The organism is Acinetobacter pragensis (assembly GCF_001605895.1).
Lineage (GTDB): Bacteria > Pseudomonadota > Gammaproteobacteria > Pseudomonadales > Moraxellaceae > Acinetobacter > Acinetobacter pragensis.
Map to the genome: position 1 here is coordinate 39764 of NZ_LUAW01000011.1, position 22924 is coordinate 62687.

The 22924-nt window shown below is 44.5% G+C and carries 21 protein-coding genes; 20 read left to right on the forward strand and 1 reads right to left on the reverse strand.

Features of this window, described 5'->3' with window-relative positions:
• Positions 1-545: 545 nt before the first annotated feature.
• The 20 genes from AZH43_RS02540 (at position 546) to der (ending at position 21973) form a co-directional block, all read left to right on the forward strand.
• On the forward strand, positions 546-2273 hold the full coding sequence (locus AZH43_RS02540) for an acetolactate synthase 3 large subunit (RefSeq protein WP_067666314.1): 1728 nt from the start codon (positions 546-548) through the stop codon (positions 2271-2273).
• Positions 2270-2761: an acetolactate synthase small subunit gene (gene ilvN / locus AZH43_RS02545; protein WP_005016393.1), complete on the forward strand. Its 492-nt coding sequence runs from the start codon at positions 2270-2272 to the stop codon at positions 2759-2761. Before AZH43_RS02540 ends, ilvN begins: the two co-directional genes overlap by 4 nt.
• A 111-nt stretch (positions 2762-2872) precedes the next feature.
• On the forward strand, positions 2873-3889 hold the full coding sequence (ilvC, locus tag AZH43_RS02550; RefSeq protein WP_067666315.1) for a ketol-acid reductoisomerase: 1017 nt from the start codon (positions 2873-2875) through the stop codon (positions 3887-3889).
• Positions 3890-4127: 238 nt separating this feature from the next.
• Complete coding sequence (locus AZH43_RS02555; RefSeq protein WP_067666317.1) at positions 4128-4982, forward strand: XAC2610-related protein; 855 nt, start codon at positions 4128-4130, stop codon at positions 4980-4982.
• A 1137-nt stretch (positions 4983-6119) separates the two neighbouring features.
• Positions 6120-6620 (forward strand): hypothetical protein, encoded by a 501-nt coding sequence (locus AZH43_RS02560; protein WP_067666319.1) that lies wholly within the window; start codon positions 6120-6122, stop codon positions 6618-6620.
• A 100-nt stretch (positions 6621-6720) separates the two neighbouring features.
• Positions 6721-7434, forward strand: coding sequence for a fimbrial biogenesis chaperone (locus tag AZH43_RS02565; RefSeq protein WP_067666321.1), 714 nt, complete (start codon positions 6721-6723; stop codon positions 7432-7434).
• Between the two features lie 10 nt (positions 7435-7444).
• Positions 7445-9766 (forward strand): fimbria/pilus outer membrane usher protein, encoded by a 2322-nt coding sequence (locus tag AZH43_RS02570; RefSeq protein ID WP_067666323.1) that lies wholly within the window; start codon positions 7445-7447, stop codon positions 9764-9766.
• Positions 9767-9777: 11 nt separating this feature from the next.
• Positions 9778-10197, forward strand: a complete 420-nt coding sequence (locus AZH43_RS02575; RefSeq protein ID WP_067666324.1) for a hypothetical protein — start codon at positions 9778-9780, stop codon at positions 10195-10197.
• A 206-nt stretch (positions 10198-10403) separates the two neighbouring features.
• The gene (locus tag AZH43_RS02580; protein WP_067666326.1) at positions 10404-11681 is read left to right on the forward strand and encodes a glycosyltransferase family 4 protein; all 1278 of its coding nucleotides are present in this window, start codon (positions 10404-10406) and stop codon (positions 11679-11681) included.
• 33 nt (positions 11682-11714) lie between these two features.
• Positions 11715-12266 carry a phosphatase PAP2 family protein gene (locus AZH43_RS02585; RefSeq protein ID WP_067666328.1) on the forward strand — a complete coding sequence of 184 codons (552 nt, stop codon included), beginning with the start codon at positions 11715-11717 and terminating at the stop codon, positions 12264-12266.
• 121 nt (positions 12267-12387) lie between these two features.
• Entirely contained in the window at positions 12388-12588 is a 201-nt protein-coding gene (iscX, locus tag AZH43_RS02590; protein WP_067666330.1) for a Fe-S cluster assembly protein IscX, read from the forward strand.
• Between the two features lie 110 nt (positions 12589-12698).
• Positions 12699-13130 (forward strand): nucleoside-diphosphate kinase, encoded by a 432-nt coding sequence (ndk, locus tag AZH43_RS02595; RefSeq protein ID WP_035265623.1) that lies wholly within the window; start codon positions 12699-12701, stop codon positions 13128-13130.
• A gap of 122 nt (positions 13131-13252) precedes the next feature.
• Positions 13253-14488, forward strand: a complete 1236-nt coding sequence (rlmN, locus tag AZH43_RS02600) for a 23S rRNA (adenine(2503)-C(2))-methyltransferase RlmN (protein WP_067666331.1) — start codon at positions 13253-13255, stop codon at positions 14486-14488.
• A gap of 72 nt (positions 14489-14560) precedes the next feature.
• The gene (gene pilW, locus AZH43_RS02605; RefSeq protein WP_067666332.1) at positions 14561-15310 is read left to right on the forward strand and encodes a type IV pilus biogenesis/stability protein PilW; all 750 of its coding nucleotides are present in this window, start codon (positions 14561-14563) and stop codon (positions 15308-15310) included.
• Positions 15301-16089 carry a helix-turn-helix domain-containing protein gene (locus AZH43_RS02610; protein WP_067666335.1) on the forward strand — a complete coding sequence of 263 codons (789 nt, stop codon included), beginning with the start codon at positions 15301-15303 and terminating at the stop codon, positions 16087-16089. The genes pilW and AZH43_RS02610 overlap by 10 nt, the downstream gene beginning before the upstream one ends.
• A 22-nt stretch (positions 16090-16111) precedes the next feature.
• Positions 16112-17227 (forward strand): flavodoxin-dependent (E)-4-hydroxy-3-methylbut-2-enyl-diphosphate synthase, encoded by a 1116-nt coding sequence (gene ispG / locus AZH43_RS02615; RefSeq protein WP_067666338.1) that lies wholly within the window; start codon positions 16112-16114, stop codon positions 17225-17227.
• Complete coding sequence (gene hisS / locus AZH43_RS02620) at positions 17224-18519, forward strand: histidine--tRNA ligase (protein ID WP_067666339.1); 1296 nt, start codon at positions 17224-17226, stop codon at positions 18517-18519. The genes ispG and hisS overlap by 4 nt, the downstream gene beginning before the upstream one ends.
• A 30-nt stretch (positions 18520-18549) precedes the next feature.
• The gene (locus AZH43_RS02625) at positions 18550-19248 is read left to right on the forward strand and encodes a YfgM family protein (protein WP_067666340.1); all 699 of its coding nucleotides are present in this window, start codon (positions 18550-18552) and stop codon (positions 19246-19248) included.
• A complete protein-coding gene (bamB, locus tag AZH43_RS02630; RefSeq protein WP_067666341.1) occupies positions 19245-20393 on the forward strand; it encodes an outer membrane protein assembly factor BamB in 1149 nt (382 codons plus the stop codon). The genes AZH43_RS02625 and bamB overlap by 4 nt, the downstream gene beginning before the upstream one ends.
• A gap of 170 nt (positions 20394-20563) precedes the next feature.
• On the forward strand, positions 20564-21973 hold the full coding sequence (gene der, locus AZH43_RS02635) for a ribosome biogenesis GTPase Der (protein ID WP_067666343.1): 1410 nt from the start codon (positions 20564-20566) through the stop codon (positions 21971-21973).
• Between the two features lie 76 nt (positions 21974-22049).
• Here the strand turns inward: der and AZH43_RS02640 are convergent, their stop codons facing one another.
• The gene (locus AZH43_RS02640) at positions 22050-22820 is read right to left on the reverse strand and encodes an SDR family oxidoreductase (RefSeq protein ID WP_067666662.1); all 771 of its coding nucleotides are present in this window, start codon (positions 22818-22820) and stop codon (positions 22050-22052) included.
• Between the last annotated feature and the right edge of the window lie 104 nt (positions 22821-22924).

The window sequence follows — 22924 nt, forward strand, 5'->3', positions numbered from 1 at the left end:
TCAAATGATCTTCATTGTTTTCTGCCTGATTGTCGAAAAGCAGCAAAACAGCGGGCTGAATGCCTCGGCGGATGGGTCGCAACTAATTAAAATTACTTATCTGATATATAAATTAATTTAATGGTTTAGCATGTTTTCTTAATAAGAACAGGCAGAAACGCTTTCAGGGTAAAATAATCAAAGCCTAAAAAATAGACGGTCTGTAAATAAACAGGAAAAAGCGAATTTTTAAACTTGACTTTAATAGTCGAAACAACAAAAATGCTGTTTTAGTTTTAAATGCCTTAGTCGATCACCCTTCGAATAAGTGTCATGTCATGCAATGGACAACTTCTCTAGCCGAGAAGCTGAACAAAGTGAATAAAACATGCTTATCCCAGCATGCTTTTAGATCTCATACTGCTCAAACAGCAGGCAGATCGCAAATTTTTCCTATTGCCATGAAAACTATGAAATATGTGTGCTATAACAGTGCAGACAGTTAATGAATGAAGCGTCGCAAGTGCCTCCCATTTTGCGGCTATAAAAGATTAGGGTGAATCACGTTGGAACTTTTATCTGGTGGTGAAATGCTTGTTCGCGCATTAGCGGACGAAGGCGTTGAGCATGTTTTTGGATACCCAGGCGGCGCAGTACTGCATATTTACGATGCGCTATTTCAACAAGAACGAATTAACCATTACCTTGTGCGTCACGAGCAGGCTGCCGGCCATATGGCGGATGCTTATTCACGCGTTACAGGTAAAACGGGCGTAGTGCTGGTCACATCCGGCCCAGGCGCAACCAATACTGTTACTCCTATTGCAACGGCTTACATGGACTCAATCCCAATGGTGATTTTGTCAGGTCAGGTTGCTTCGCATCTGATTGGTGAGGATGCGTTTCAGGAAACAGACATGGTGGGAATTTCCCGCCCGATTGTGAAGCACAGCTTCCAAGTGCGCCATGCCAGCGAAATTCCTGCAATTATTAAAAAAGCTTTCTATATTGCGTCTTCAGGCCGCCCAGGTCCTGTAGTTGTGGATATTCCAAAGGATGCGACCAATCCTGCAGAAAAATTTGCCTACGAATATCCTGAAAAAGTAAAAATGCGTTCGTATCAGCCCCCTCACCGCGGGCATTCAGGGCAAATCCGCAAAGCGATTGATGAGCTGATTCATGCAAAACGCCCGATTATTTACTCAGGCGGCGGCGTGGTTCAAGGCAATGCTTCTGAACAATTGACAGAGCTTGCGCATTTGCTGGGCTATCCAGTGACCAATACCTTGATGGGCTTGGGCGCATTCCCGGGCAATGATCCGCAATTCATCGGCATGCTGGGCATGCACGGTACTTACGAAGCCAATATGACCATGCACAATGCAGATGTGATTCTGTGTGTAGGCGCGCGCTTCGATGACCGTGTCACCAATAATCCTGCGAAATTCTGCCCAAATGCCAAAGTAATCCATATTGATATTGACCCTGCGGCAATTTCAAAAACCATCATGGCGCATATTCCAATTGTAGGCGCAGTAGAACCTGTGCTTCAGGAAATGCTGGCGCAACTGAAGCAGCTGAATGTTTCTAAGCCGAATCCGGAAGCGATTGCCGACTGGTGGAAACAGATTGATGAGTGGCGCCAAGTGCATGGCGGACGTTACGAGCCGGCAGTTGACGGCGGGATGAAGCCGCAGCAAGTGGTTGAGGCGTTGGACAAAATCACCAATGGTGAAGCGATTATTACGTCAGACGTTGGCCAGCATCAAATGTTTGGCGCAATGTATTATAAATACAAGCGCCCGCGCCAATGGATCAACTCTGGCGGTTTAGGCACGATGGGGGTGGGCTTGCCGTATGCTATGGCGGCCAAGCTGGCTTTCCCGGATCAGCAAGTGGTATGCATTACCGGTGAAGCATCAATTCAGATGTGTATCCAAGAGCTGTCGACGTGCAAGCAATATGGCTTGAATGTCAAAATTCTCTGCTTGAATAACCAAGCTTTAGGCATGGTGAAACAATGGCAGGATATGAACTACGAAGGCCGTCACTCAAGTTCCTATGTAGATTCATTGCCTGACTTCCCTAAGCTGATGGAAGCATATGGCCATGTCGGCATTCAAATTAACCATGCGGATGAGCTTGAATCTAAGCTGGCTGAAGCGATGGCGATCAATGATAAATGCGTATTCATTAACGTAATGGTTGACCGTACAGAGCATGTTTATCCGATGCTTATTGCGGGTCAGTCAATGCAGGACATGTGGTTGGGCAAAGGGGAGCGTACAAAATGAGACATATTATCTCTGTACTCGTTGAAAACGAAGCCGGTGCGCTTTCACGCTTAGTGGGGCTGTTTTCTCAGCGCGGCTACAACATTGAAACATTGAATGTTGCGCCGACTGAAGATCCGACACTGTCACGCCTGACATTGACGACTTATGGCGATGACCACAAGATTGAACAAATTACCAAGCAGCTGAACAAGCTGGTAGAAGTGGTAAAAGTGGTTGATTTGTCTGAAGGCGCGCATATTGAGCGTGAGCTGATGCTGATCAAAGTCAAAGCATTGGGCGCTGCGCGTGCGGAAATTAAGCGCACAGCGGACATCTTCCGTGCGCAGGTTGTCGATGTTACACCGACAACTTATACCATTCAGATTGCCGGTACGACGGAAAAGATTGATGGCTTTATTGATGCATTAGCAGAAAATACCATCCTTGAAGTAGTGCGTTCAGGTGTATCTGGCATCGCGCGCGGTGAAAAAGTTTTAACAATCTAATTTTTAATAAATACATCCTCTTTCCTTGCAGAAAGGGGGACTTAATTTAGTGTTCAATCGAAAATTCACTAATTTAAGGTAAGGAAACAAAGCATTTTAGCGGAGACAGCAATGCAAATTTTTTATGATAAAGACACAGACCTATCAATCATCCAAGGTAAAAAAGTAGCGATCATCGGCTACGGTTCGCAAGGCCACGCGCACGCGCTTAACCTTAAAGATTCAGGCGTTGACGTAACTGTCGGTTTACGCGCTGGTTCTGCTTCTTGGAAGAAAGCTGAAAATTCTGGTCTTAAAGTTTCAGAAGTTCCTGCTGCTGTTGCTCAAGCTGACTTGGTAATGATTTTGACTCCAGATGAGTTCCAGTCTCAGCTTTACCGTGACGTGATTGAGCCGAACATCAAAGAAGGCGCAACTTTAGCATTTGCTCACGGTTTCGCTGTTCTTTACAACCAAGTTGTACCGCGTGCTGACTTAGACGTAATCATGGTTGCTCCAAAAGCGCCAGGTCACACTGTACGTTCAGAATTCCAGCGCGGTTCAGGTGTTCCTGACTTAATCGCAATTCATCAGGACGCTTCAGGCAATGCCCGCAATGTTGCGCTTTCTTATGCTTCTGGTGTAGGCGGCGGCCGTACAGGCATTATCGAAACTTCTTTCCGTGAAGAAACTGAAACTGACTTGTTCGGTGAGCAAGCGGTTCTTTGCGGCGGTGCGGTTGAATTGGTTAAAATGGGCTTCGAAACTTTGGTTGAAGCTGGCTATGCGCCAGAAATGGCTTACTTCGAATGCTTGCACGAACTTAAACTGATTGTTGACTTGATGTTCGAAGGCGGTATCGCGGACATGAACTACTCAGTATCAAACAACGCTGAATATGGCGAATACGTTACTGGTACTGAAGTCATCAATGAGCAGTCTCGTGAAGCGATGCGCAATGCATTGAAACGCATTCAATCTGGTGAATATGCGAAAATGTTCATTAATGAAGGCGCGATGAACTACCCTTCTATGACTGCCCGCCGCCGTCAAAATGCTGCTCATGGCATTGAAGTTACAGGTAATAAGCTTCGTTCAATGATGCCTTGGATTCAAGCAAACAAAATCGTTGATAAAGAGAAAAACTAATCTCTTGAAGCATTGATTTGATACGAAAGCCCGCTCAATTTGAGCGGGCTTTTTTATGCTGTTTGGTTTTTTAGCTGATTTAGAACTTTATAATGGGGCTTGAATGTATTAACCATACATTTTAAATACTGTTGGCCATGCTTTTGTTTCAAAACTCCTATATAGACAAGTCTTCTGTTGTAAAAATGTTGTGATACATTACTCATAATTCATTCTGTTTTTTGAGTGTGGCTGGTCAATGAAAATAAAAAATCTCCTCTGTATTGCGGCATTTATCTGCTCAAGTTCCAGTTTTGCCGAAGTTTCTCCTGCAGCTGCCGCTAATGCGGCTGCTGTTCCTGGCAGTGAATATAAAACATTGCATAATGTGCGGGTGTCTATGCAGCGGATGCTGCGGTCGGCAGATAACCGTTACTTTTTGGATTTATACGCAGGTATTTGGAATCCGCATGGTGTTTTAAAGGACTTGACGGAAAATAGAAGCATTGCCTTTAAAGGGAGTCAAAAGGGCGATCAGCTTAATCTGAAATCGGTCAGTATCGACAGTATGGATGAAGCTGAGGTTCAGCAAAAGTATGAGCTGAGCGGTCAATTGGATGCAAATACAGGGTTGCTGTCGGCGGTTCTGACTTCTGCAGATAAAACTCTGAACAAAGGCATTAATTTTGAGCCAGCATTTAAGGCGGCAGATAAACCTGTGGTGGTGTTTAAGTTCTATGGCGCAGAAGGAGCGGATCAGCCGTATGGCAAAGCATTGAAGCGCATCGATATTATAAATAAAACCAATAATACGGTAATGCAAAGTTTGACAGGCTTTACGGCATTTGCAGGAAGTATCGGTTTTTTAGATATTAACTTTGACGGCTATTATGATGTGGTGCTGGCAGACACGGCTGATAATAAAAAAGTTGAAGATAAGCGCTTTATTTATTGGATGTATAATCCTAAAACCAAGCAGTTTCAGCGCTCACCGCAGCTGGAGAAGATTTCTGGATTTCCTGCATTGCATGGCGATAAGCAGCAAATAGACTTCGGAGAGGGTCAGGTTTATCAAGTGACAAATGGGCTGCTGAACCGTGTGCAGAATGAGTAATGATAAAACGAGTATCGGGTTAGCCCTAAAAATATTCAGTGTTGAATGACCGTAAATTCTGATCATATTCATATATAAAAGTGCAGATTTGAAATTTTTAGATCTGCACTTTTTTTATTTTAAAGGAATTGGAAAACTCAATTTTTTAGGGAATTAGCTTAATTGGTTGATCAATTTAGGCTAAAACCTGTATTTTGTTGAGTGTTGAGTGTTGAGTGTTGAGTGTTGAGTGTTGAGTGTTGAGTGTTGAGTGTTGAGTGTTGAGTGTTGAGTGTTGAGTGTTGAGCTGTTGAGTATGGAAATTTAACTCAAGGTTTTAGGCAATATCCAGTTTGACTGAGATCTTTAATCGATGAATTCTGTGAATTTACATTGTCATTGGAGAGAAGTTGATACAGCATAAAAATGGCTGAAAATAAAATTCTTTTGTGGTGTGTCAGAAAAGGGCGCTAAGTAGCTTTGTAGGTAATTAAAAAAATAAATACGGTATAAATCCAATAAATGAAAATTAAGTTTTAAGAATTTGTTTTGTTTGCTCTTTAGAATGAATTTGAAACAGCACAGTTATTTTTGTAAATATGTGACAGATTGTGTAATTTTTAGTCATAAAAACCCAGTTTTTGAGTTAAAAACAATCCCTATTTTTGGGTATTAGTATTTGTAAAACTTATCGAATTAGAAAATGTAATTGATTTTATTTCAATAAATACTTGAATATTCAAATAAAATATAAGCAAATCATAAAAAAATGGAGAAAAATTGCTCTTTAATGTTAATTAATGTAACTGAGAAAAATAAGCGTTAATGATGAAAATACATTGATTTAGTGATTGAAAAATATACTCGTCGCGGCAATGCTCAGATTTTATAGCATCGGTTGGCCACCGCCTTGTCCTTCAATCATAAATTTAAATATCTAATAAACAGGGATTTTGTTTTTATTTACTGGTAAAAGTGTGATTGATTTCACATATTGTGTGAAAAATGCCATATAAATTATTTTATTTAAATTTTGTTGAACAATGGTTATGCCCTCGGGAGAAATGAAGATTGATTAGATGACTAATGATCACAAAGAGCTAAACAATCCGATTCGAAGAAGTGGTGGCTAGATAATAATTTTATGGAGAATTAATCATGAATAAAATGACCCAAACTGCTTTAGCAGCATTAGTACTAGGTGCCTGTTCAACAGCAATTTATGCAGGCGATGAGGATAGAGGCGGTCAGCCTTCAGGCCCTTCAGGATGCAGTGTTGATTGCGAAGGCAAAATTGACATTGAATTAAAAGTAGATCCGCATTGCGAACTACAAGTATTAACACCAAAAATTGTACTTGAAGATAAAGCTGGCGGCGATACTAAAAATGGCTCATTTAAAGTTGGCGCGAATGCCACATATAAAATTGAGCTCAGTACTGCTAACAACAGCAATCTAAAAATGGGTGCAAATTCAATTCCAATCACTATCAAAACTACACGCGGCGGCACTGTTATCCCTATGGGTGTAACACCTAATCAACCTTACCTTTTGGGCGGTTGGACAGCGTATAACGTTGAAGTGAAAAGCCCAGAAGTTGGTGTAACTAAACCAGTCGGTACTTATACAGAACAATACCGTATTAAAGTTTCATTCTAAGCTTTAACACGATTACAGTTCAAAAGCAGGCTTGTTTTCGGACAGGCCTGTTTCTTCACCAGAATTTGCTTTATATCAATAAAAAAATAAGGGGCAGGCGATGAATAAATTATTAATGGGCGCAGCGTTATCCTCAGTTTTTTGCATATCGGCGGCCGTACATGCAGGCCTAAAGGTAACACCTATTCAGCTTTATGTTTCAGAGAAAAATAATCAGCGCAGTGCAACCGTGACTTTTGATTATACCGGTTCAGATGCACCTAAAATCTTTGAAGCGACCGCAGTGAAATGGTCACAAAATGAAAAAGGCGAAGACGTCTATATTCCAGATCCGGATATATTGATTAATCCTAAAAACTTTGTGCTGCAGCCTGAATCAAAACAGGTTGTGCGCGTCGGCTTTCCTCAGCCAGTTAGAGCAATGAATTTGAAGGAAGAAGGAACTTGGCGGGTTATATTTAATGAAACTCCGCCAGTCGCAGATCAAAGCGCGATGAACTTTTTATTCAATATTTCTATGCCATTGTTTGCAGGGGAACAGAAAAGCGCAAGCCTCGCACCAAGTATTAGCTACCGTGCAAACCGGTTAATCGTTACCCTTCAAAATAAAGCCGCGTCTCATATACAGATTAAAGATTTAGCCATTGAAGATGCGAGCGGAAAAGCAATTGCTACATCGAATAATATGACGTATTTGCTGGCCAATAAGCAAAATGAATTTGACATGGGGCAAGTGAAATTGGAAAGCCAGCAAAAATATACTTTAAAAATAAATACGGATAAAGGTGACAAGCCTTTAGAGATCGTCTTATGAGGTGACAGTCATGATCAGAATCATTGCAGTTCTCCCTTGTATGATGGCAAGCGCTTTGTGTATTACGACAATTCATGCTGCTGAAAATAATATGATTTTGAGTAATGTCTGGATCAATGGCATAGACCGGAAAACAGAAATTTTAGTCATTGAAGACGATCAGAATCGGTATGTTGAATGTGATGTTTTAAGGCAGCTGTCAATTAAAGTGGAGTTAATGGAAAAAAATCCGCAGCGGTCAGATTACTGTTCTACTGTTACGTCGGATGTGCAGTCGGAATACGACCAAAGCGCACAAGCTATTAAAATTATTTTTCCAGCAAACTATTTTTATTCGAACAACTTGGATGCAGAACGCCTAGCGCAGCCTGACCGGGCATCTTTCGGCGCTTACATTAATTATGATGTTTTTCTAGATCACACGGAAGATTTGAAAGAGTACAGCATCTTGCCGGAAATCGGTATTTTTAAAGATTATTGGCAATTCAATCAGGCATTCATTGCAAAACGTTTTGAAGATCAAGACCAAAAAGAAAATAGCGTAACGCGCTTGAACAGTACTTTCTCAATAGATTTTCCTAAAAATTATACGCAGCTTGTGGTGGGCGACAGCACTACAGTCCTGAATCCTTTTGTAAACTCAATGCGCTATGGCGGGATCAGTTTTGGCACCAATTTTACAGACCGTCCGGATTTTGTATATTGGAATGCACCTACATTGCGCGGAAGCGCTGCATTGCCGTCCAAAGTTGATTTGCTGATCAATGGTGTCAGTATTTATCAGCAACAGGTGACGCCCGGTGATTTTGTGCTGCAAACAGGGGCGAATATTCAGCAGGCAGGCGATGCTCAGCTGGTGGTGGAAGATATTCTAGGCAACCGGACTGTTCAAAGTTTTCCGCTGATGATTAACAACCGATTATTGCTGCCCAAATTAAATGAGTACAATGTTACACTGGGTAAGCTGCGCTACAACTATGATACTCAGGATGATGATTACCGTGAATTTTTCACCAACCTATATTTTCGCCGAGGTATGACTGCCTCAACGACTTTAGGTTTTAATGCGGTTTATAGTGATGATATTAAAAATTTAGGCTTAATGTGGACGCAAGGCGTTGCACGGTTTGCATTGGTCGATTTGTATTTGGCAGGCAGTGATGCATTTGGTGAGCAGGGGTATTCGATTGGAACATCGCTGTCACGCACATGGAATAAATTTTCGGCAGGAGCATCGGTCGCTTATGCTTCGGAACATTACAAAATGCTGGGCTATTCAGATAATTTGAGCGTACCTGAATTTGATATTTTGGCATACTTTAATGTTTATGATTGGCTCGGATTCAGCAGTTTAAATTTCAACTATATTGAGCGCAAATATAACAATAATGCGGAAGGTTTTTCGGCGGACAGCCAAATCCTGAATGTCGGCGTGACCAAAACTGTAAATTCAAATCTGTCACTTGGCGCTTCATATTTTAAAAACTTTGCAGATGTCGGCGGCTCCAGTGATGATCAGGGTTTTTATTTTTCCTTGAATTATAACTTTGGCAAGGGGCGCAGTGTTTATGCGGCGCATTCCACAGAAGATTTCAGCCGTCTGCAATATGTGCAAAGTTCTGTAGGTGAAAGTGGTCTGGATTACTTGTTGGGCGCAAGCCAGCGCAAAGGTGATGTGACTTATCAGGCTTACGGTGCATATCAAACCAATTATGGCGAAATGACTGCTCAGGTGCAGCAATCATCTGATTATGATTCCAAGCAGCTGTCTTACCGCGGCGCGCTGGTGGCCATGGGCGGAAAAATGGCGTTGACCCGATATGTCGACAATGCTTTTGCTTTGGTCAAAGTCGCAAATTATCCTGATGTAGAAGTATACCGCTCATTATCGCCTGTGGGTAAAACCCAAAAAGACGGCACCTTCTTTATTCATAATATCGTGCCTTATATCACGTATGACATTTCATTCAATCAAGATCAAATAACGATGGATGATAAAATTGATTATTCAAGTAAAAAAATGATTGGTTTGGATAAACGCGGCTATGTCATCAACTTTCCAATTTATCAAACCAAACTCATTGTTGCCCGTCTGCTGAACGAAAACGGTGAAACATTCGCCCGCGCCAGTGAAGTGTATACAGATCTTGAAAGCGGTGAATATTCTCCAGTTGATGCAGAAGGGAAAGTATATCTATACGGACTCAAACCCGGAACTTATCCAATTACAGTAAAAACTACAGGTGGCAGGGTTTGTCATTCTGTTTTGACGATTCCATCAAAAAATTTGGAGCAGTTTGCTTCAAAAACAGTTGATCTATTATGCAAATAAGGAGATGAATCATGAAAGGTCTTATCTCATTGCTGATTATCGCGGCTGCGGCAAGCAGCGCGATGGCACATGCAAATTTCTGCTCATTAGGCGCAATTTCGGAGCGGGACATGCGCCTCTCAACTTACCGCAAAAGCCAAGCGGCTTCGAGCTTCCGCATCAATTGCGATCAGTCCTACAGCATCCGCTTTACCAGCATGAACCTGCGCTCGCCGCAAGGGGAAAGCGCTGTCAGCAATGGCGCCTATAAGCTGAGCACCCGGATGTGGATACAGGGCGCAAATAAAAGCGAATGGAATGCCATGCTGTCGCCGAACTCCCCGGGCAAGGACAATAAATATGTAGTCGGTGTGCAATTGCTGGAAGCTCCGACCATCAATACGCCTGCAGGCATTTACCGCGACGTGGTGTTTATTAGTCTGTCTTTTTAAGCTGTTCCTCTTTTGATCTAGCCCTAGTGATCATCAGCCGCTGAATTGCATGTGAGGCGGCTGTTTTTTTACCTTTAATATCTGGGGGTGTGCAGTTGAGAGGGAGGACTTTGTATACGCAATGTCTTGGGAGTGTCATTGAAGCATCATCAAAGTGAAAGATATGCTGGCTATACTTCTGTTAAAACTCAAATGATAGGTAAAATATGGAACCGGTCTCTGTATTTGGTCATTTAAAACAACAAGATTTTCCAGAAAGCTTTAAGTTTTATTTTAAGCATAAAAATATACAGAATACTCAAAATGATCACCGTACTCTGAATGAGCTTGTGCGCCCAAAATTAAAAATAGCGGTAGTGACTGAAACATGGCCGCCAGAAATTAATGGCGTGGCTTTGTCGCTTTTGCAATTATGCAAAGGTTTGCAGCAGCAGGGACATAAAATTCTTTTAATCCGCCCGCAGCAAAAAATGGGCTGCAGTCAATTTTCGCCGAATAAAGAATGCTTGGTTATGGCGCAGGCGATCCCGCGCTATCCCTCTCTGAAATTTGGCTGGCCGCAGTTTTTGAAGGTATCCAGCGCGATAGATGATTTTACCCCAGATGTAGTACATGTTGTGACTGAAGGGCCGCTGGGTCTGGCTGCGCTGCAGGCGGCTAAGGCCAAGAATATTCCAGTTTCCAGCGGTTTTCATTCTGCTTTTCAAGATTTTAGCCGCTTTTTTGACTTGGCATTTTTATTGAAGCCTATTCAGCGGTACTTATGCTGGTTTCACAATAATACACAATTAACCTGTGTGCCCAGTAAAGACACGGCACAAACTTTGCAAGATTTAGGGGTGCATTGTCCGATGGCTGTGGTAGGGCGCGGTGTTGATGTCGAATGCTTTAACCCTAAATATGCCTCGGGTCAGTTGCGTCAGAGATGGGGTGCGGATGAGCAAACTGCCGTGCTGCTGTATGTCGGAAGGCTATCTCCTGAAAAAGAGGTTAATGTGATCATTCATGCTTTCATCGCCAGACAAAAGGTCAGCAGGCAGAAAACTGTGCTGGTTATTGTTGGTGATGGTCCTGAGCGTGAAAAATTGCAGCGCTTGAGTCAGTCAGCTCCTGTGATTTTTATGGGCAGTTTAAGCGGTCATCAATTGTCCGAAGCCTACGCCAGCGCAGATGCATTTGTTTTTGCCAGTCAGCTGGAAACTTTTGGCAATGTCGTGCTGGAAGCGATGGCCAGCGGACTGCCGGTAGTCGCCTACGACTATGCAAGCCCGCAGCTGCATGTCTGCCATCAGTACTCAGGCTGGCTGTGCACGCTGGGCGATACGGCATCATTTATCAGTTCCATTTGCCAATTGCCGGATCGGACTATGCTTAAAAATATGGGAAGAAAGGCGAGAGAAGATATTCAGGGTGTTGGCTGGCAATACCCAGTTCAGCAATTTGAACAGGCGCTATACTCGGCAGCGAGGATCATCCCGAGATGATTTAAGCACAGTCAGGCGCCCGAGGAGAGAATAATGAGACTTAAAAATGCGAAAATAAGAATGCTCGATCTCGATTTAAAAGGCTGTATTTACCTCAATACATTTTCCCGCTCAGAACGGGTGGCGCAATTTTTTAAAGTCATCAGCCGCTTGGGTGATGGGATATTCTGGTATGTCATGCTGGGCGCAGTATGGATATTGCAGGGGCTGATGTATGGCCTGCAATTGCTGTATCTGATGCTGGGCGGCTCGGTTGGAACCAGTATTTATAAGGTGCTGAAGAAAAAAACCGTCCGTCCGAGGCCTTATCAAGTGCATCAGGTCATCCGTCTGGGTGAGCGCCCGCTGGATCATTTCAGTTTTCCGTCAGGACATACCTTGCATGCAGTAATGGCGACCACGGTCTTGGGCTATGTACAGCCTGTGCTGCTGATTTTAATGCTGCCGTTTACGGTGCTGGTGGCATTGTCCCGCATGGTGCTGGGGCTGCATTATCCAAGTGATGTGGCGGTCGGCGCTATCATTGGCGGGACGGTGGCATCAGCCATTGTGCTGATTGCGCCATGGCTGAATATTATTTTATAGCGCTGAAATCGCCTCGAGAAAGCCTGAAAAAAAATGCTGAACAGGCTGTGAAAGTTTAGGCAGTTTTTTTGAAATTTGATAAAGTACTTGGAATCATTTATAGGATGTTAGGAAGAGTCGCATGGGCTTACGCTGGACAGATACGATTGATATTGCAATTGAGCTGTATGACGCGCATCCGGATGTAGATCCGCAATGGGTTCGTTTTACTGATTTGCATGCATGGGTTTGCGCTTTGCCGGAATTTTCAGATAATCCTGAAAAATCAACAGAAGGTTTGCTGGAAGCCATTCAAATGGCATGGATTGATGAAGCAAGCTGACACTGCGTCGAAAAAAACCATTTTTTTACATTCCAAAAGCAGAAAATAGCGCATTATTCGGTATAATGCGCCAAATTTTTCTGTCAACATTATGACTTAAGGAGCCTATCATGGCTATCGAACGTACTTTATCTATCGTAAAACCAGACGCAGTTGCTAAAAACCACATCGGTGACATCTTTGCCCGTTTTGAAAAAGCTGGTCTTAAAATTGTTGCAACTAAAATGAAACACTTGACTCAAGCTGAAGCTGAAGGCTTCTACGCTGAGCACAAAGAACGCGGTTTCTTTGCTGACCTAGTTGCATTCATGACTTCTGGTCCAGTGGTTGTTTCTGTTCTTGAAGGCGAAAATGCAGTTCTTGCACACCGTGACATCCTTGGCGCGACTAACCCTAAAGAAGCAGCTCCAGGCACTATCCGCGCTGATTTCGCTGTAAGCATCGATGAAAATGCTGCTCACGGTTCTGACTCTGTAGCCTCTGCTGACCGTGAAGTGAACTACTTCTTCGCTCAAACTGAGATTGCTCCGCGTACTCGTTAATTCGAAGTATTCAAACCAGATAAGTGTTATTATACTTATCTGGTTTTTTTATTCTCTGAATAAAGCTTTGCTCTTTTTTTGAGCTTCTCCTTTCATCTTTAGACATGGTTTAGGTAATACACATGAGTACTGAAGTAGTCGCTGTATCTGCAGTTTCGGCTGAACAGCTGCAATCTCCATCCGCTCCTGCACAGCAAATTGCTGTGGAGAAAGTGAACTTACTTGGCATGTCGCGCCCGCAAATGGAAAAATTCTTCGAAGACATGGGCGAAAAAAAGTTCCGTGCAGGGCAGGTGATGAAGTGGATTCACCAGTTCTTTGTGACTGATTTTGCGCAGATGACTAATATCTCAGGCAAACTGCGTGAAAAATTAGAAAAGATTTGTGAAATTAAAGCGCCGGAAGTGGTGCATAAAAACTATTCAAAAGACGGCACCCGAAAATGGGTATTCCGTGTCGGGGATGGTGAAGGGTCACTGGTTGAAACGGTGCTGATTCCTGCTGAACACCGCAGCGGTTTACGCCGGACTTTATGCATTTCCTCGCAAGTCGGCTGTGCGCTGGACTGTTCGTTCTGTTCGACGGGCAAGCAAGGATTCCAGCGTGATTTGAGCCAAGCGGAAATTATTGGCCAGCTGTGGATGGCCAACTATTCATATATGGAAGACGTGCCTGTGCTTGAGCGCGAACGTTCAGTGACGAATGTCGTCATGATGGGCATGGGTGAACCGTTGCTGAACTATGATGCTGTACTGAACTCTATGCGCACCATGCTGGATGATTTCGCATACGGCATGTCAAAACGCCGTGTGACGCTGTCAACGTCTGGTGTTGTGCCTAAAATTGATCAAATGGTGAAAGATATTGATGTAGCTTTGGCAATTTCACTGCATGCGCCAAATGACGAGCTGCGCAATGAATTGGTGCCGATCAATAAAAAGTATCCGCTGGAACAGCTCATTGCGGCTTGTCAGCGCTATATTGCCAAAGACGGCAATGAAAGCTCGCGTAAGCATGTCACCATTGAATATGTGATGCTGGATGGCGTGAATGACCATCCTGAACATGCACAGCAAATGATTAGGCTGCTGAAAAATTTACCAAGCAAAATCAATTTAATTCCATTTAATCCATTTCCGCATGCGCCATATGGCCGCTCAAGCCGTAACCGGATCATTTCTTTCCAAAAAACTTTGTCTGATGCCGGTTTTGTGTGTACGATTCGTCAGACACGCGGTGATGATATTGATGCTGCGTGCGGACAGCTTGTGGGGCAAGTTGCAGACCGTACCCGCCGCGCAGAGCAGTGGAAGAAAAAAGTGGCGCAGCAAAACGAGATTCTGCGCTCGCAAGGATAATAAAGAGGCAGTCAATTGAGAACCTTAACGTGCAAATTTGCTTTTATTACGTCTTTTTGTTTATCAGCGGCGATGCTGACGGCATGTCAGACACCACAAACATTGAGCAAAAAAGATCCGGAAAAAGCCGCTAAAGTACGCACTCAATTGGCAGTTGAATATATTAAATCAGGTGATCTGGATGCGGCTAAGCGCGCTCTGGATCAGTCGCTGGAACAGAATCCGCGTGATGCGCAGGCCAATATGATGATGGGCGTTTTGCTGCAGCAGGAAGGCAGCAAGCTGAATATGGAAAAAGCGGACGGATATTTCCGCCGTGCAATTTCTATAGAGCCTAAAAATGCACAGGCGCGTAACAACTATGGTACGTATTTGTATCAAGTTGAGCGCTATAATGACGCGCTTGAGCAATTGACCATCGCTGGCGCCACTTTAGGCTATGATCAGCGTGCGCGGTCGCTTGAAAACGCAGGCCGAATTTACTTGAAACTGGGCGATGTTGCGAATGCTGAAAAAACATTCAAACAGGCTTTGCAAGCCAATCGTGATTCCTATGTTTCAATGTTAGAGTTGGCGGAAATTTTTTATTTGAACCAGCAAAACGCTGCCGCTACGCAAATGTATGAACAGTTCGTGCGTGCAGTGGGACAACAGAACCAAGGCGCCCGGGCGCTTTGGATCGGTATACGCACTGCGCGTGCGAATGGGGACAAAATGGGGATGCAGGAGCTGGTGAATCAGCTGCGTGCGCTTTATCCGCAAAGCCCTGAATACCAGCGTTATTTGCAATTACAGTACAGTACTGAGGCCGTATGGAAGTAAATCCTAATTCACCGCAATCGAATACTTCGAGCGTAGCTCCAAATGCGTTAGGAAATGTACAGCGCCCAGGCGAGTACTTGCGTCAGATCCGCATTGCTCAAAAGCTGGAGCTGGATGATGCGGCGAAGGAATTGAATATTCCTGTGAAAACGCTGACCGCACTGGAGCAGGATGATTATAAATCACTGCCAGAAGCAACATTTATCAAGGGTTACTACCGGACATACGCTAAATTCTTAAAGGTTGATGCAACCAATATTATCCAGCGTTTTGATGAAATCTACGCCAATGATACGGGCATGCTGCCGAACCATGCATTGAATAATTCGCCCATTAAAATTATGGGTAAGCTGCCTGGTTCAAACCGTGACCGCAACCGTAAATGGCTGAAACGCGGCTTAATCGCAGCGGCTGTTATTGCTGTTCTGGCGATATTGATGTCTGTTGTTCAAAACATGTCGGACAGCTCGAGTACGGATGCTGCAGATGCTTCTCAATCATCGGAAGTGCAGGTTTTAAATTTAGAGAATGGCGCAGCAGCATCAGGGGATCAATTGGCCCTGCAATTCAGCCATCCAACATCTGTGCATATTGTGGATTCAACCGGAAAAGTTTTAGCGACAGGGCGTCAGGCGTCTACGCTGAACCTGTCGGGTGAGCCGCCTTTCCAAATCCGTTTGGATGATGCCGCTGCTGTGTCATTAAGTTTAAATAATGAAGCGATTTCATTGTCACCATATACCGTAAACGGCAAAGCAGATTTCCGTTTATCACGTTAATGGCTGAGGGCAGAGTGAAACCATGATTGTAAATCCAATAAAGCGCCGTCCAACCCGTAAAATCCGTGTCGGTTCCGTTTACGTCGGCGGCGATGCGCCAATCAGCATTCAGAGTATGACCAATACTGAAACCTGTGATGTTGATGCCACCGTTGCGCAGATTCAGCGCTGTGCTGATGTCGGCGCAGATATCATGCGTGTTTCTGTGCCCAGCATGGACGCCGCGGAAGCCTTTGGTGAAATTCGCAAACGCGTGACTGTGCCATTGGTTGCGGACATTCATTTTGATTATAAAATTGCGCTGCGTGTAGCAGATTTGGGCGCAGACTGCCTGCGTATTAATCCGGGCAATATCGGTTCAGAAGCAAAAATCCGTGAAGTTGTCGCTGCAGCCAGACATAACGATATTTCCATGCGCATCGGTGTTAATGCTGGCTCCTTGGAAAAAGATATTCAAAAAAAATACGGTGAACCTACGGGTCAAGCCTTGCTTGAATCCGCCATGCGCCATATTGATATTTTAGACCGCTTGGATTTTCAGGAGTTTAAAATATCAGTCAAGGCATCGAATGTATTTTTAACCATGGATGCTTACCGGTTGCTGTCAGCGCAGATTGATAATCCGCTGCATTTAGGCGTGACTGAAGCCGGTGTATACCGCACAGGTTCTGTAAAGTCAGCGATTGCTTTGGGCGGTCTGCTGATGGAAGGCATTGGCGATACCATGCGTATTTCATTGGCGGCAGAGCCTGAAGAAGAAGTTAAAATCGGTTTTGATATTTTAAAGTCATTGAGCCTGCGTTCTAACGGCATCAACTTTATTGCCTGCCCAAGCTGTTCACGTCAAGAATTTAACGTGATTAAAGTCATGCAGTCATTGGAAGAACGGTTGGAAGATATTCGTACCCCAATGGATGTCTCGGTCATTGGCTGCAAGGTCAATGGTCCCGGCGAAGCCAAAGAAGCCGATATTGGCGTGGTAGGTGCAAGTCCGCGCTCACTCGTGTATCGTAATGGCGAGAAAAGTCATTTAATTGACACAAATCAGTTGGTTGATGAAATCGAAACAATGGTTCGTCAACGAGTTAAGGCGCTTGAAGAAGCAAAATCTAAAGAAATTATACGCAGTAAATCATGAGTTCAATTGTCGCAATTAAAGGTTTTAACGATATCCTTCCAACGCAAACACCTGCGTGGAGACGTCTTGAGCAGCATTTGGCATCATTAATGGATGCTTATGGCTATCAGCAAATCCGCTTGCCGATTGTTGAGCAGACCAATCTGTTTAAACGCTCTATCGGTGATGCGACCGATATCGTCGAAAAAGAAATGTATACTTTCTTGGATAAAGGCAACCCGCCTGAGTCTTTGACTTTGCGTCCGGAAGGCACGGCTGGCTGTGTTCGCGCGATGCTGGAACACAATCTGCTGCGCGGCGCGGCGCCACGCGTTTGGTATGTGGGGCCAATGTTCCGCTATGAAAAACCGCAAAAAGGCCGTTACCGCCAATTCCATCAGTTTGGCGTAGAAACTTTTGGTGTTGCGACGCCGGATCAAGACGCTGAGTTGATTTTGATGACTGCGCGTTTGTGGAAGCGCATGGGCGTTGCAGATAAAGTTCAGCTTGAGCTGAATACTTTGGGTGAGTCGGATGAGCGCGCAGCTTACCGTGCAGCCTTGGTTGAATTCTTAGAATCACATAAAGCAGATTTAGATGAAGATTCTCAGCGCCGTTTAAGCACGAATCCATTACGTATCTTGGATTCAAAAGATGCGAAGACCCAATCTATTTTGGAAAATGCGCCAAAACTTCACGACTTTATGGGTGAAGACACCATGAGTCATTTTGCGCAATTGCAGCAGTATTTGAATGACGCAGGCGTGAAGTTTGTGATTAATCAGAAATTGGTTCGCGGTCTGGATTATTACAACAAGACTGTTTTTGAATGGACAACCACGCTGCTGGGTTCGCAAGGCACAGTGTGTGCTGGCGGCCGCTATGACGGCTTGGTTGGTCAGCTCAAAGGCAAGGCAGATCAAACGGTGCCTGCTGTTGGTTTTGCAATGGGTATGGAGCGGCTGCTTCTGCTTTTAGAACAAGTCGAAGACAATACTCCAGTACGGGACTGTGAAATCTTTTTGGTATCAGACCCTTCTACACAGGGCAAAGCGCTGGTTTTAGCCGAGCAGATCCGTGATCAGCTGGAAGCTGCAGGCAGTGCCATCCGCCTGAAAGTCGGTTCGCAAGGTTCAATGAAGTCGCAAATGAAAAAAGCTGATCAAGCCGGCGCAGTGTATGCCATTATTTTTGGCGAGCGTGAACAGGCTGTACAGCAGGTTCTGGTGAAAGAGCTGGCGACAGCTGAACAAGCCGAAGTTGCGGTAGATGGCTTTGTGCCATTTATCATTGAAAAACTTTCTTCAAAATAAGCCATAAAACATAAGGAAAAGGGTCGTCAAATGAGCGCGTTAAGTGATGATGAACAACTTGATAGTTTAAAATCTTTCTCTAAAAAGTATGGCTCAGCCATTATTAGCGGGATTTTAATTGCGTTGATTGCCTTTTTCGGATGGGAATATTGGCAAAAGAAAAATTTGGCTGCGTCTCAAACTGAGACCGCCAAAGTGCAGCAGCTGATGGACAGCGCAAAGTCAGCGCAAGGCGATGCTTTTTCACAGCTGTCGACTGCTGCTGACAGTATTATGAAAGAGTCGCCGGATTCGCCTCAGGCGGTTCAGGCGCAATTGGTGATGGCTAAATTGGCGTATGATAAAGCGGATTATGCCAGCGCTGAAAAAGCATTGAAAAAAGTTGAAAATGTTAAAGCGGGCGATGACGGCTTGGCTAAAATTGTGAAACTGCGTTTGGCTTATGCGCAGCTGGCGCAAAAGAAATATGATGAAGCGCTGAAAACCTTAGATGCAGTCAATGATCCTGCTTTTAAAGCAACGGCTGATGAAGCGCGCGGTGATGTTTATGTTGCCAAAAATGATATTGAAAATGCTAAAAAAGTATATCAAAGTGCATGGAATGCGTTGATTGAACGTAAAGAAGAGCGTCAAATTTTACAAATTAAACTCGAAAGTGTAGGCGTTTTAGTCGATGATCCTGAAGTCGAACGTCCGATTTTAGAGACACAAGTGGAAGAAACTGAATGAATAGAAAATACAAAATTACGTGTGCACTGACAGTTTTAACGCTTGCGCTTGCAGGCTGTGCAAATAAAGGCGTCAAAGTGGAAGAGGCAAAACCGAGCCCTTTGCCAAAACTTGAACAGGCGAAAACACTGGTACCTGTATTTTCTCAGAATGTCGCTTCTACTGATGAAGCAGATCCGCTGCGCATGCGTTTGGATGTAGATAATGGCGTGATTTTTGTCATTAATCCGAATGGGGAGGTTGAGGCCTATCAAGGCAAACAGCGCCTTTGGCAAAAGAAAATTTCGAAACTGGGCTTAAGCTCAGGTGTTGAAGCCAAAGATGGGCTGGTTATTGTTGGCAACAGCAAGGGTCAATTGTTTGCTTTGGATCAGGCAACAGGTGAAACAAAGTGGACTGCGCAATTGTCTGGCGCTATTCTTGCTCCATCTTTAATTCATGCCGGCCGTGTGATTACGGTAGCGAATGACGGCACTGTCTTTGCGCATGAGGTGGAAACCGGCAAGCAGGCTTGGACCTATAATTTGCCGAATGTGCAGTTCAGTCTGCGCGGTCAAGCGGCGCCTGTCGCTTTAGATGCCCGCAATGTTTTAATTGCCTCTGCAAATGCTTATATCTACGCCATTGATGCCGTCAGCGGCGCGCCAAAAATGCAGCGCCGTGTTGCTGTCTCTGAAGGACGTTCTGACATTCAGCGTTTGATTGATATTGATGGCGAGCCTGCAGTGGCTGGACAGTTTGTTGTGACAACCAGCTATCAAGGTCAAGTGACTGTGCTGGATCTGGCTTCACAGCAAGTGATTTGGAGTGAAGACGCCAGCAGCATTCAGCGTCCGGAAGTTAAAGGCAATGGCGTGTTTGTAGCGCAAACCGACGGCAAAATTACCGCCTATGAAATTACCACAGGCAATAAGCTGTGGGAAAATGACCAATTGCTGAACCGTCAGCTGAGCAATCCAGTCATGCTGGGCAATGATTTGGTGGTTGGTGATTTAGATGGCGTTCTGCATTTAATTGATCCGAGCACGGGCACGATTATTGGCCGTTCTAAAACCAGCGGTGAAGTGCGCACATTGCGTGTGATTGACAATCAGCTTTATGTGTCTACACGTAAAGGCGCGATGAGTGTTTGGCAGAATCGTTAATTTTTGCAGCTTATGTTAAAATAAGTGCAACCGTATTTTTTGAACGCGGGGGATTGAACATTCAATGCCCCGTGTTTTTTATTTAGGCATTTGTCCTAATCCTTATTCTTCCAATACTTTCTGATGTTCAGACCAGACCAAACTGGCTGATCTTGAATAAAGGTTAATCTATGAAACCCGTAATTGCGCTCATTGGTCGTCCGAACGTCGGAAAATCAACGTTGTTTAACCAGATAACCAAAAGCCGTGATGCTCTCGTTGCTGATTTTGCCGGTCTTACCCGTGACCGGAAATACGGTGATGCCGTATTCCAAAACAAATCATTCATTGTGGTTGATACCGGCGGTATCGGCGAAAATGAAGGCGGCATTGATTCGTATATGGCGGAGCAGTCTAAAACAGCCATTAATGAAGCCGATATTATTGTATTTGTAGTCGATGCCCGCGCAGGTTTGCTGGCTTCAGATGAACAGATTGCGCGTGAACTGCGGACACTGGGCAAAAAAGTTTATCTTGTTGCCAATAAAGTCGATGGCGTGCATGCAGAAGCTGCGCTGGTTGAGTTTTATAAGCTGGGCATGGGCGAACCGATGCAAGTGGCAGCCAGCCATGGCCGCGGTGTGCAGCAAATGCTGGAAGATGTTCTTTCAGAAGTGCCGGAAGATGAAGATGAAGCCGCGCACGATAAAGCGACAGGCTTGCGTTTAGCCATCATTGGCCGTCCAAACGTGGGCAAGTCAACGCTGGTGAACCGTTTGCTGGGTGAGGAGCGTGTGGTTGCGTTTGATGAACCAGGCACAACCCGTGACTCGATTTATATTCCCTATGAGCGTGATGGCCGTCAGTACACCTTAATTGATACTGCCGGTGTGCGCCGTAAAGGCAAAGTGGATGAAATGATTGAGAAATTCTCAATTGTAAAAACACTGCAAGCCATTAAAGACGCACATGTGATTGTGGTTGTTCTGGATGCCCGCGAAGGTGTGGTGGAGCAGGATCTGCATTTGATCGGCTATGCTTTAGAAGCGGGCCGCGCCATGGTCATTGCCATTAACAAATGGGATAACATGACGGAATATGACCGTAAGCAATGCAAGCTTGATGTTGACCGCCGTTTTGACTTTATTCCTTGGGCCAAAGTGCATTTGATTTCTGCATTGCACGGTACTGGTGTGGGAGATCTTTATCCATCGATCCACCGCGCTTATGATTCTTCTCATTTGAAAGTTTCACCTGCCAAAATTACGCAGATTTTGAGTGATGCCACAGAAGCGCATCAGCCGCCGATGGTGGGCGGACGCCGGATTAAAATGCGTTATGCGCACATGGGTGGACAAAATCCGCCGACGATTGTGGTGCATGGTAACAAAGTGGATAAAACCCCTGCAGATTACCGCCGTTATTTAGAAAACGTGTTCCGTAAAGTGTATAAGCTTGAAGGCACACCGGTCCGTATTGAATTTAAAACCTCTGAAAACCCGTTTGAAGGCCGTAAATCAATGATTGATGAGCGAGTGGCTGCGCGTAAACGCCGTTATGTTCAGAAGTTCAAAAAAGCCGAGAAAAAATTCAAGCGCTAATCTTATTCAGTGTTGATAAAAAACCGCCATATGGCGGTTTTTTATTTGGCGAATTGAACTGTTTTTGTAAGGTGGATTATTTTTTAGCAATCCATAAATTGCTGATGCGATTTACAAATTGCGGGCTGATATTGGATAGCCCGAACATCACTTTGGTTTTCAATCCGACAGGGCGGTGGGTCGGAGTCAGTAGATTGGCTTTCAGTTCGGCTAAGCTGATAATCTCTGCAGCCACATCTTCCGGCGATAAGCTGACCCCCATCTTATGAATGCTTTCTGCATTCATGTCTTTCACCATCGCAGTCTGTACAAATAACGGCATCACATCCAGCACCCGTATGCCATGCTTTAGCCATTCTATATCCAAGCTTTCGGTCAAGCCGCGGACTGCAAATTTGCTGGCGGAGTACGAGGCTAAATCGGCTTGACCATAAATAGCAGAAGCTGAAGATAAGTTGATGACCCGTGCAAATGCCGCTTTCTTCAAATAAGGCAATGCGCTGTGACAGCCGTTAATGACGCCCTTCACATTGATGTCAATGGTGCGGTGATGCGATATCAAATCTGTATCTTCAAATGGGCCTGAATACAGAATGCCGGCATTGTTGACTAAAATATTCAAGCCGCCGGCCCATTGCGTAAATTCTTCCAGCGCATTCTGCCAATGCTGAATATTGGACACATCCAGCAAGCCCGCCTTGGCGTTAGGGCCCAATTGCTGTGCAAGCTGCTGGGCCTGAACGGTATTAATATCATAAATGCCGACTTTGTAGCCCTGCTGGTAAAACAGTTTTGCTGCAGCCGCGCCGATTCCTTGCGCTGCCCCGCTGATCAAGATGCTGAGCATGTTATTCTTCTCCTTGTTTTTTTTCATTGATGCGCAGAGCATAGCAAATTCCATTGATGAAAGAATGTACTGCCACATAAATAAATCTTGCAAATCACTGAGGT